The sequence below is a fragment of the Campylobacter ureolyticus ACS-301-V-Sch3b genome (assembly GCF_000413435.1).
GTDB classification, from domain to species: domain Bacteria; phylum Campylobacterota; class Campylobacteria; order Campylobacterales; family Campylobacteraceae; genus Campylobacter_B; species Campylobacter_B ureolyticus_A.
The window spans coordinates 24,791-34,217 of the sequence record NZ_KE340330.1 but is presented as its reverse complement, the minus strand read 5'-3'; the positions used below and the strand labels follow the sequence as shown (position 1 = coordinate 34,217).

The following is a 9,427-nucleotide window of genomic DNA, read 5'->3' as shown; positions in this document are numbered from 1 at the left end:
GAATGTTTTAAAAACTCACATATAAAAATTCATGGCTTTAACATAATTGATAAAAATGATATAAATTTAAATATTTTACCTTTTTTGGACAAAATAGACTTTAAAAATCAAAATTTTATTAAGCTTAAAAATGATTATTTTTACTCAAAAAAACTATATGATTTTAAAAATAATCATATTGGATATATCATAATGCACAAAAACTCCAAATCAAAAATTAATGATATTTTTTAAATATTATCTAAAAGTTTTTCTTCATAGAGTGGAATTTTATAAATAAAAATCGATCCTTTTTTAGGGGTTGATTTAACATCATATAAAATATCGTTTTTATTGCAAATTTTCATAACTATATTTAGTCCTAATCCAAATCCACCCTGTGATTGGTTTTGTCTTGTGTATCTTTGCCAAATAGTATCAACATCTTTTATCCCACATCCAAAATCTTCAACTATAAAAATGACAAAATTATCATCGCTTTTTAAATAAATATTTATTTCGCTACCCTCGTTTGAATATTTTATGGCATTTGATAGGTTATTATCAATCAATCTTGTTGCTTCAATTTCACTTAAAAATACCTTTAAATTTGGTGAAATTTCACTTATTATTTGTATTTTTTTGCTATGGGCGATTGTACTTGAAAAACGAATTCTATTTTCTAAAAAATTAGAAAAATTTAATACTTTTTTTGGAAATTTTATACGATCATTTTTTATAAAAAACTCAACATCTTCATAAGTTATTTTCATCTGTTTTAAGGCTGCTTTTATACGATGTGTTTGTTTATTTCTAGTTTCTAAAATTTCTAAATTTATACTTGCAACACCAAGTGGGGTTTTAAGCTCATGCATAGCATCATTGAAAAATGTATTCATCATCTTTTTTTGCTCTAAATATGGCTTTGTTATACTGACATAGACAAAATACATAACCAATGTGTAAATCCCCACAAAAATGAGAAAAAAGTTTTTACTTAAATGAGAAAATTAAGAGCTACATTTTTCTCATTTTAATGCGAAAAACTAAATATTTAAGTATTAAAAACGCTCTAAACTTCTTTTAAATTTATCTTAAACTTTCCCCTGCCTCTTATAATTCCTACAAACATTCCTACTATCTTACACTCATAGATGCTGTATCTTACTGGCAAGTAGATAGGATTATAAGATATTAGCATAAACTCATCACCTTGCTTGTAGCACTCTTTTATCATAAGTCCATCAGGTGTGTTTATGGCATAAATTTCACCATCTTTAAACTCGGCTCCCACTGCTATAAAACAACTATCCCCATCCATTATATATGGCTCCATACTCTCGCCAATGGCTTTGATTATATCAATCTTTCCTAAAAACTTAACATTACTTTTTTCTAAAATTTGCTCACTTATAACCACATTTTCAAAGCTTTCATCATCGTTATTTGCCCCACCTCCTAAAGAAGCCCCCACATCAAACATCCTTAATGTTTTTAAATTATCGCTATTACTAGCATCCTTGCCATAAAAAAATAGATTAATTGAAATCCCTTCTTTAAACAAAAAGTCCATTATCTCTTTATATGGCACTGAGTTTCTAAATTTAAGTTGCGCGTAGTTATTTGGATCTATACCCAAAGCATCAGCCACGTCTTTATCTTTTATGAGTTTATCTTTAAATTTATTTGATAATATATCTTTTAATCTTTCATTTATCTGATCCATTGTCATTTCTTGCTACCTTAATTATAAAATATAAGCTAAATTTAGCATATTTTTGTATTAAATTAATAAAATATTATTTTTTATAATTTATTTTTATAAACAACAGCCAAAGCACAGTATAGTAGAGTTATACTCTTTTTATAAAAGTAAAGGAGATAAAATGATATTTATAAACTTAGAAGCAAACGATATAAGCATTATAAAGGAGCTTTTTATGGAAGAAGAAGTTTATAGCGATACAGCTGTTCAAATTGATAATAAAATAGGTTATATAAAAAACTCAAATAGTGCTCAAAGCGTTTTTTATTATGTTAGTGGGCATTTAGATGGTAAAACACTTTATCTAAAAAATGGTGAGATAAATCTTGGTTATTAAAGGGCGATTAATCACCCTTTAAAGTCTTAGTAATTCATTATTATAAGCTCTTTAGCCTTTTTATTTATTGAGTTTATATTTAGGCTATAATTAGTTGAAACCTCTTTAATATTAAAGTCTTTGTAAAGCTTTCTTACCACCGGGCAGTCATTATATGAAAGTATAAATTTAGCCCTTACACCTTTTAAAATAAAAGCTAAGTTCTCATGGCTTTTTAAATCAAACGTCCTTGGCATTTTGTAGTAACTTTCAGTTCCAACATATGGTGGATCTAAATAAAATAAAGTCTCCTTGCCATCATACTCTTTTATAAAATTTTCATAACTTAAGTTTTCTATCACAGCCATTTTTAAACGCTTACTATAAATTTCAAAGCTTTTATAGATGTTTTTTGGACTTCTTAAGCTTTTACTCATCGCAAAGTTATCCATCTTAGCTCCAAAGCTAAGGCTTATCAAATAGTAGTAAAACGCTGCTTTTTGCACATTATTTCTTGGCTTTATAGCTTTATTTTTTATTAACTCAAAAATCTCTCTACTTCTTAGCATATTGTTAAGCTCTATTTGAAGACTTATGGGTCTTGACTTTATAATTCGGTGCAAGTTTATAAGATCACTATTTATATCATTAATAATTTCTAGCTTTGAAGGAGCCTTTTGGTAAAATACGCTCAAAGCACCACCAAATACTTCAGCATAGGTTTTATGCTCTGGCATTAGGGCTATTATATCTTTTGCTAACCTTGACTTCCCACCAACCCAAGCAAATGGGGCACGACATTTTGCATAAGTTTTACATTTTAGTTTAAAGTTTTTCATAACTTTCCTTTTAAAATGTAATTTTTTTAGCATAAGTTTTAAATAGTGGTAAAATGCCACTTGCATAAGTTTTACAAGGGGGGTTTCCCCCTAAAATAACCTTATACTCTCTACCTTAAAATCACTTCTTAATAAAGTATAATGCCTAAACTCATCACTCTTAGAAGTCTTTATGAACCTAATTAGTCCGCCATCACTAAATTGGTAATTATGCAGTCTAAACTTAATACTTGCTTCTAACTCATAAAGTTTTTTAAGACAAAGTTCTAAATTCTCATCAACACTATCACCCAAATAAATGCTAAAATAAATATCCTCAGCCCACCCATCAAATGTGTCAAGTTCATTATCATTTGGCACTACTCTTATAAGCGGGAAATCATCTATATTTATACTTCTTTCAAGTCCTATTTTAATGCTTTTTACATCTATATCATTAAGTAAGGCTACCAAACGCTGCATTATCTCAAATATGCTCATCACTACTCCTTATAATAGGGCACTTTTACCACTTTATCGCCAACTTTTAGCTTTATAAAGCCACTTGGACTTTGAGGCAAAGTAGTTTCGTTTAAATCACTTGTACTAGCTAGTATCAACTCTCCAAACACATTTAAATTCTTAGTATAAAAATCATTTTCTTTATTTCCATTTTTAAGGGCGTAGTCTTTTAAGCTTTGGGCTTTTACATAAAGCTTTAATGTCTCATTTAGCTCAGTTTTTAACTGATAATTCTTTAAATTTGCATCAACTTCATCTTTTGTATAAAGCTTTTTAAAGTTATCATTTATGATGATTCGCCAACTAGTAACTCCAAGTTCCATTGTTTCAAGTCCGTTTGTAAGTCTTGCCATTGTTTCTCCTTTTAAATAGTTATACTAACTTCTTTACTTAAAAACCCACCCTTATATGCTACTTGCCACAGATAAAAAGTAGTCCTTGGGCTTGCTTTTACCTCAAATCTCTCACCTTTTGTTTCATATACATTTTCTTTATTGTCTTCAAACCACTTAATTATGATTTTATTTTCATTTAACCCCTCATCAACCCCTGCTATTAAATTATCAGCATTTCGGTAGTTTGCTCCATGAAGTCTAACGCAGTTTTTCCACTCTAAGATAACTTTTTCACCCTCTCTAAAAGCTTTTAAATTTGATGGTGGGTATGGATATTTACCACCTTGTGAGTGAGAAAAACTAAGCTTTTTAACTTCACTTTTTACAGCGAAATTTGATACTTCATAAAAAAGTGTTGTATTTGGTGCAATGAGTGGCAAGGTGATAAGATCATTTGCATCAACTGGTGCAAACCAAACTTTAGCTCCTTTTAAATGTCTTGATATCTTTGTTCCACTAAGTCCTCTCATAAGTGTTTTAACTCTCCATTTGCCACCACCTAAACTCTGTCTAAATTGAAAATTTATAAACTCATCATCTATTAAACAAGTAAATTTAATTCTTTGCCACCCAGCCCTTGTTCCTTTTACAGGCCATAAAGGAGTTATCTCATCTATCTCGAAATTTAGCTCATCACCCATTTCCTCGCTTATTTCAAAATCCTTACTTAAAACACCTAAGCTCCATGGCTTAATATCCACGCTTTTTCCACTTAAGCCATCTCTTACACTCATCTTTTGTATAAAGCCCTTTGGTTTAACCATAAGCGGTAAAACTCCCATCTCATCGCCCATTTCTATGGTGCTTTCAACTGCGCCGAAGTGCTCTAGCTCCTCAATGCTTAAATCTATTGGCTTGTAAAGATCATCTTGAACACTTGTAATAGTTATGTTTTTTAGCGCAAATACATCCTCACAAGCCTCCACGCTAAGGCTTCCTTCTTTATCACTTCCTATATTTAGCACTCTTATTGACATATCACTTACACCTAAAGCTTTATTTGAAAAAAGTAAAACATCTCCAACCATCAAGTTTTTAAACTCATCACTGCTTACCTCAAATCTTAAATTTGCCAAAGGATAGCTAAGTTTTCTCATAAGTCTGGTTAGGACTTTATTTGCGTTAGTTGCATTTGTTATACTCATATACTCAACACTAAAAGCTCTTTCAAAGCCAAGAGTTTGCCTTGTAGCTGAGTTTATGGCACTTACACTTGCCTCACTAAAGCTACCACGCTGGGTATATTTAACCGTAACCCTTGAATATGTCTCATCCCAGGCCTTTCTTTTAAATTTCAAATTTGCCACATTGCTTTCATTTATTAGGAGCAGATCACTTTGTTTATAGTTATCTCTTAATAATCTTAAAGTTAGTTTTCCACTACTTGGATTTATGCAAAGTACTCCATCAATTGTTCTTAAAATCTCTTGCACCCACTCTTTAGCTTCTTGAGGTTTACTCATCACAAAGCTAATGCCAAGACCTTCTTTAACTAGTGCTTTATTGGCATTTATAAAACTACTCTCATCAAGGACGTTTTTATCAAGTCCGATTAAATTTACCAACATATACCATAGGGCTGAAGATGGATTAACATCACCATTTATCTCATCATTTATCTCATTATTATTACCCCAATTAGTTAAAGAAGTTCTTTTTACAACGCACGAGTAATTTGGTGCACTTCTTACATTGTCACCAATAAATCCATTCAATACGAAATAAGCCGTGTTTTTATAGGCTAAACTCTCTCCTGTTTGATTTGTTAGATACTCATTAGGGAAGTCCTGCGTCCCATCGTAAAAATGAATAGTTGATTTTGAATTACCACTTCCATGAGTTGGAGCATTTCTACCAGTTACAGCAGCAAAACTTCCACACCCTTTTAAATTGGGCTTTGCACCAATATCTCCATTTAGTCTAAACTCCAAAAGCTCATCAACCTTTGTGCATAGGGCATAAGCCAGTCCTAAAAAGTAGGCAAAGCCTATAACTTGAGATGAGCTACCACTACCTTTTCCCATTTTAACTCCTTATTTCAGAACTTCTTAAATCTCCATACCAGATAACATTTCCTCTTACATGACATGTTCCAAAAACTTCTGGCACAACCCTGCCATTTGAGTTTGTTGGATAGTTAAAATCATCAAGCCCAGCTGATGAGGCATTATCCATAGTTGGAGTTGGCATCATAAGATATACTGCAACTAAGGCTACTGCAGCGATTGCTGCAATGATCGCATAAAACATAATTACTCCTTAATATCCATCTGTAATTGGATTTTTACTTGGCACAAACGCAAATCCACCAAAATTTACCCCATTATTAAACTTACTTTTACAAGTTTTTAAAAGCTTATCACACCCAGCGTAGCAATTTATCACACTTGTAGAGTTTAAATTTGCCAAAGGAAACATTAAATAAATCGTCTCACCTTCACTTTTTGTGATATAACTTCTTTGGCGATTAAACTCAACATATCCACCACTAAAATAATTAAGTGGCTTTGCTTTGATTAAAGGGGACTTTATACTCATAAAATCCTTTGCTATCTCACACTGACTTCCTAGTAAAGTAAGTTTAAATTTATCTTTATTTAACGCACAATTTTTATCAAAGCACTCAAATGAGCAGTTTCTACTATAAGTTCTAGTTGGGATTTTTGTTTTCATAAGCCCACCTAAGGTAGCAAGGCGAATAGTTGCTTTTCCATCACTTAAGCTAAACTCACAATCCTTTACCCGCCCAACAAAAATCTGAGCGCCGTTTTCTTTTAAGATCCTCACATAAACATTTACGCTTGGATTAAAAAATTTAAACAAATTTATAGGATAAATTGAAGCCTCACAAACAATTGCCGCATCATCGTTTAAACTATCTTTTGAAAGCTCTTTTATATAGATACTAGCTGATTTATAAGTATGATTATTTACTACTATGTCATTTAAGTCTGATGTGTAGTAAATAACTTCGTTTTCTAAGATAAACTCGTAAAGCTCATTCATAAAATACCTCCTTAAAGTCTAGGTTTGTTCTAAATCCAACCGCACCACTTTTTATAAACTCTATCTCATCGCGGTTAAATCTAACATTTATAAGCTCTTCAATCAAAGTGTTTTTATCTATCTCAAAAGGTAGGGGGTCTTTTAAAACTATCTCTTCATAATCTTGGATTTGCTTAATATCTAAAATTTGACTGGCAAATTTCCTATCAAAGATTAAATGCCTTGCTTGGTTATAGATCCAAAAAGGTTTGTTTGAGCTAATTGCCTTAAATGAAGTTACACCATTTGGAGCTTTTAAAGAGATAATATCTTTTGTGTGGCTTGGTATGAAAAAACTTTTAACCCTTGCTTTTTTATCATCAAAAAAGCTCTCAAACTCCCTTAACTCACTTAAATCATGCACATAATAGTTGTGAGTTATGATCCTAGCATTTGGCGTTATACTCCACTTAGTTTGTCTATTTTTTCCAACTAATGTGTAGTTGTTATTAAGAGTGATTTTAGGCTTGATTAAAGGGGCTTTAAACCAAATGTCTTTATTTAAATATTTCATCATAACAGCTCCATAAACTCTAGCTCATAGCTTTTCACTTCACTTGTTAAAACGCTATAATTTAAACTTTGCCTAGGTGTTGATTTAAGTAGTGGGATGATAAAATCTCCTGTGTTTATGTTAACTTGCTTATCGATTATGATTTTATCATCACTTAAATTTAGTATCTTTGCAAACTCGAAATCTTTGAAACTCCTCCAAACTACTAAGTATTTATCAAACTCTTTTAAAGTAGTATCACAGCTCAATACATTTAGCATTCCACTTGTTTTGCTAATTGTAGTGCTATTCCAAAGTGGCACTAAACAATATCTTTGCATTGCAAAGCTTAATATCTCAGCCACGCCACTTTCGATTTCTTTTGAAGTAACACTAAAACTAACTTTTTTCTTAAAACCATCAGCCAAAGAGTAGCGAACTTCTTTAGCGTTTTGGGAGGTAAATATAGAAGTTTTATAGATCTTGCCTTCAGTGTAGTTATAAGTTGGTCTGTAGCTAAAAATTACAGCTCTTGTGCCTTTGATTAAGATAGTAATAGCTTGATTTGTAAAGATAAAATTTACTACCCCACCAGCGTCTATATCACCAACAGCTCCGGCAATAATGCTAACTTCTCGCCACTCGTTGGGTTTATAAATATCACCTATTTTAGTGCCTTGGACTATAACTCCACTTGATGTTATGTCTATATTTTCTAAGGTGCTATCTTTGGTATCAGCATTTCTAAGGCGAAGTTTTAAGACCTTATCAGAAGTTATCATCTCAAAATCTAAGCTTCTATCAGTAGTGGTAAATTCTTTGTTATTTTTATCCTTTTTAACGATATAAGCCCACATTGCTTTATCGTGGTAAAAGGCATGGCTTAAATTTGAAATTTTTGTAACTTTATCTCTTTGTTTGGTAGTGGCTTTATGGGTTTTAACTAAATTTGCATTTTTACCACTACTTAAAGTTAAGATTATTGAGTTTGTAAAGATCTTTTGATTTCCAGCTAAACCTATCATCATAGCTTCACCGCCAAACCAAATTTGTTTCTTTCATCCACTTTTTTATTGCGGTAATATAGATCTCCATGTGGTTCAAACACCATAAATTTTTCACTTCCCATATGAAGCTGGGCTTTGTTTTTAAGACCTAAAAAGCCAACTACTCTTATCTTTTCAAGCACTCCAGCATGTGTCCAGCTTTCTAAATCATTTTTATAGAAAAACTCAGGAGCTATCATTACATTAAGCCCTGTGTTTTTATCTTTTATAACCTTAGCTATCTCATATACACTTAATGCTGATAGTTTTATATAGTCTTTGTTGTTTATGTAATAAGAGCTTGTTTTTGATTGACTGTTTAAAATAGTTAAAAACCTATTCCACTCTTGTAAATTTGTCATAATCCTACTTTTTGTAATAAGACTATAAGTATCTCTTGGACTATTTGATTGATTAGTATGCCACTTCCCACCAACTAAAATATTAAACAATGAGTTGTTATCTTCATATTGAACCAATTCAAATGGTGTATAGTTAGTGCTTATAATACATTTTGCACCTTTACTCATACGGTTATAACTTCCATATGGACCATATCCAGCAAAACAGTCACTAAAAATAATATGCCCGCCATTAAAATCGTGAAATTTCTTTAAATTTGAGCTAAAAAAAGAGTATGTTGCATTAGGGCGTAACTCCATATTACAAAAAAGAGTATCACTATCTCCAACTAAGGTATACCCCTGCATATCATAATCAGCATTGTTTTTATAGTTAAAAAATAGTGCTGTTGTTATCTGCGCGGCTGATTTATAAGCACTATGTTGATTAAGCCTTGAATAGCCTGGTTGATTTTCAAAGTCTTTACTCTCATCAAAGCCAGTTGCTCCTGCAAACAAAGCAACAAAAGCTCCATTTGCATTTACATAATCAAGCTGAATTTGAAGGTAGTTATTTAGACTATTTTTAAGATAAAGCTCTGTTTTACTCTCTTTATTTACACTCCAGCCGCATTTTTGCGCAAATGCTGAAAATATAATCAAAAACTCAAATCTATCATAACAAGTTCCACTTTCAACTATCATTT

General features: G+C 31.5%; 12 protein-coding genes and 1 pseudogene. 2 read left to right on the top strand and 11 right to left on the bottom strand.

All coding sequences use genetic code 11. The features are described 5' to 3' along the window. Positions 1 to 234 (top strand): annotated as a pseudogene (locus HMPREF9309_RS08485) (hypothetical protein); the annotation flags it as partial. Here the strand turns inward: HMPREF9309_RS08485 and HMPREF9309_RS08480 are convergent. Then, entirely contained in the window at positions 231 to 932 is a 702-nt protein-coding gene (locus HMPREF9309_RS08480) for a sensor histidine kinase (RefSeq protein ID WP_081634534.1), read from the bottom strand. The pseudogene HMPREF9309_RS08485 and the gene HMPREF9309_RS08480 overlap by 4 nt on opposite strands. Positions 933 to 1,051: 119 nt before the next feature. After that, positions 1,052 to 1,711 carry a S24 family peptidase gene (locus HMPREF9309_RS08475; RefSeq protein WP_016647266.1) on the bottom strand — a complete coding sequence of 220 codons (660 nt, stop codon included), beginning with the start codon at positions 1,709 to 1,711 and terminating at the stop codon, positions 1,052 to 1,054. A gap of 154 nt (positions 1,712 to 1,865) precedes the next feature. Between HMPREF9309_RS08475 and HMPREF9309_RS08470 the strand changes: the two genes are divergently transcribed. After that, positions 1,866 to 2,081, top strand: a complete 216-nt coding sequence (locus HMPREF9309_RS08470) for a hypothetical protein (RefSeq protein ID WP_016647267.1) — start codon at positions 1,866 to 1,868, stop codon at positions 2,079 to 2,081. Between the two features lie 26 nt (positions 2,082 to 2,107). Here HMPREF9309_RS08470 and HMPREF9309_RS08465 read toward each other — a convergent pair whose 3' ends face one another. From HMPREF9309_RS08465 to HMPREF9309_RS08425, 9 genes are all read right to left on the bottom strand, one after another. Beyond that, positions 2,108 to 2,899, bottom strand: a complete 792-nt coding sequence (locus tag HMPREF9309_RS08465; protein ID WP_016647268.1) for a DNA adenine methylase — start codon at positions 2,897 to 2,899, stop codon at positions 2,108 to 2,110. A 90-nt stretch (positions 2,900 to 2,989) separates the two neighbouring features. After that, a complete protein-coding gene (locus HMPREF9309_RS08460) occupies positions 2,990 to 3,379 on the bottom strand; it encodes a hypothetical protein (RefSeq protein ID WP_016647269.1) in 390 nt (129 codons plus the stop codon). A gap of 2 nt (positions 3,380 to 3,381) precedes the next feature. Further along, the gene (locus HMPREF9309_RS08455) at positions 3,382 to 3,753 is read right to left on the bottom strand and encodes a hypothetical protein (protein WP_016647270.1); all 372 of its coding nucleotides are present in this window, start codon (positions 3,751 to 3,753) and stop codon (positions 3,382 to 3,384) included. 11 nt (positions 3,754 to 3,764) lie between these two features. Then, positions 3,765 to 5,819, bottom strand: coding sequence for a phage tail protein (locus HMPREF9309_RS08450; protein WP_016647271.1), 2,055 nt, complete (start codon positions 5,817 to 5,819; stop codon positions 3,765 to 3,767). A 1-nt stretch (position 5,820) separates the two neighbouring features. Beyond that, positions 5,821 to 6,045, bottom strand: coding sequence for a hypothetical protein (locus HMPREF9309_RS08445; protein ID WP_016647272.1), 225 nt, complete (start codon positions 6,043 to 6,045; stop codon positions 5,821 to 5,823). A 9-nt stretch (positions 6,046 to 6,054) separates the two neighbouring features. Further along, on the bottom strand, positions 6,055 to 6,801 hold the full coding sequence (locus tag HMPREF9309_RS08440; protein WP_016647273.1) for a phage BR0599 family protein: 747 nt from the start codon (positions 6,799 to 6,801) through the stop codon (positions 6,055 to 6,057). Further along, a complete protein-coding gene (locus tag HMPREF9309_RS08435; RefSeq protein ID WP_016647274.1) occupies positions 6,794 to 7,357 on the bottom strand; it encodes a hypothetical protein in 564 nt (187 codons plus the stop codon). Before HMPREF9309_RS08435 ends, HMPREF9309_RS08440 begins: the two co-directional genes overlap by 8 nt. Beyond that, entirely contained in the window at positions 7,354 to 8,361 is a 1,008-nt protein-coding gene (locus HMPREF9309_RS08430; protein ID WP_016647275.1) for a hypothetical protein, read from the bottom strand. The genes HMPREF9309_RS08435 and HMPREF9309_RS08430 overlap by 4 nt, the downstream gene beginning before the upstream one ends. After that, on the bottom strand, positions 8,358 to 9,425 hold the full coding sequence (locus tag HMPREF9309_RS08425) for a hypothetical protein (protein ID WP_016647276.1): 1,068 nt from the start codon (positions 9,423 to 9,425) through the stop codon (positions 8,358 to 8,360). The genes HMPREF9309_RS08430 and HMPREF9309_RS08425 overlap by 4 nt, the downstream gene beginning before the upstream one ends. Between the last annotated feature and the right edge of the window lie 2 nt (positions 9,426 to 9,427).

Coding starts and splice junctions, on each gene's coding strand:
- HMPREF9309_RS08475 (WP_016647266.1), bottom strand. CDS start 1,711: ATGACAATGGATCAGATAAATGAAAGATTAAAAGATATATTATCAAAT.
- HMPREF9309_RS08450 (WP_016647271.1), bottom strand. CDS start 5,819: ATGGGAAAAGGTAGTGGTAGCTCATCTCAAGTTATAGGCTTTGCCTAC.
- HMPREF9309_RS08440 (WP_016647273.1), bottom strand. CDS start 6,801: ATGAATGAGCTTTACGAGTTTATCTTAGAAAACGAAGTTATTTACTAC.
- HMPREF9309_RS08455 (WP_016647270.1), bottom strand. CDS start 3,753: ATGGCAAGACTTACAAACGGACTTGAAACAATGGAACTTGGAGTTACT.
- HMPREF9309_RS08460 (WP_016647269.1), bottom strand. CDS start 3,379: ATGAGCATATTTGAGATAATGCAGCGTTTGGTAGCCTTACTTAATGAT.
- HMPREF9309_RS08465 (WP_016647268.1), bottom strand. CDS start 2,899: ATGAAAAACTTTAAACTAAAATGTAAAACTTATGCAAAATGTCGTGCC.
- HMPREF9309_RS08425 (WP_016647276.1), bottom strand. CDS start 9,425: ATGATAGTTGAAAGTGGAACTTGTTATGATAGATTTGAGTTTTTGATT.
- HMPREF9309_RS08470 (WP_016647267.1), top strand. CDS start 1,866: ATGATATTTATAAACTTAGAAGCAAACGATATAAGCATTATAAAGGAG.
- HMPREF9309_RS08445 (WP_016647272.1), bottom strand. CDS start 6,045: ATGTTTTATGCGATCATTGCAGCAATCGCTGCAGTAGCCTTAGTTGCA.
- HMPREF9309_RS08435 (WP_016647274.1), bottom strand. CDS start 7,357: ATGATGAAATATTTAAATAAAGACATTTGGTTTAAAGCCCCTTTAATC.
- HMPREF9309_RS08430 (WP_016647275.1), bottom strand. CDS start 8,361: ATGATGATAGGTTTAGCTGGAAATCAAAAGATCTTTACAAACTCAATA.
- HMPREF9309_RS08480 (WP_081634534.1), bottom strand. CDS start 932: ATGTATTTTGTCTATGTCAGTATAACAAAGCCATATTTAGAGCAAAAA.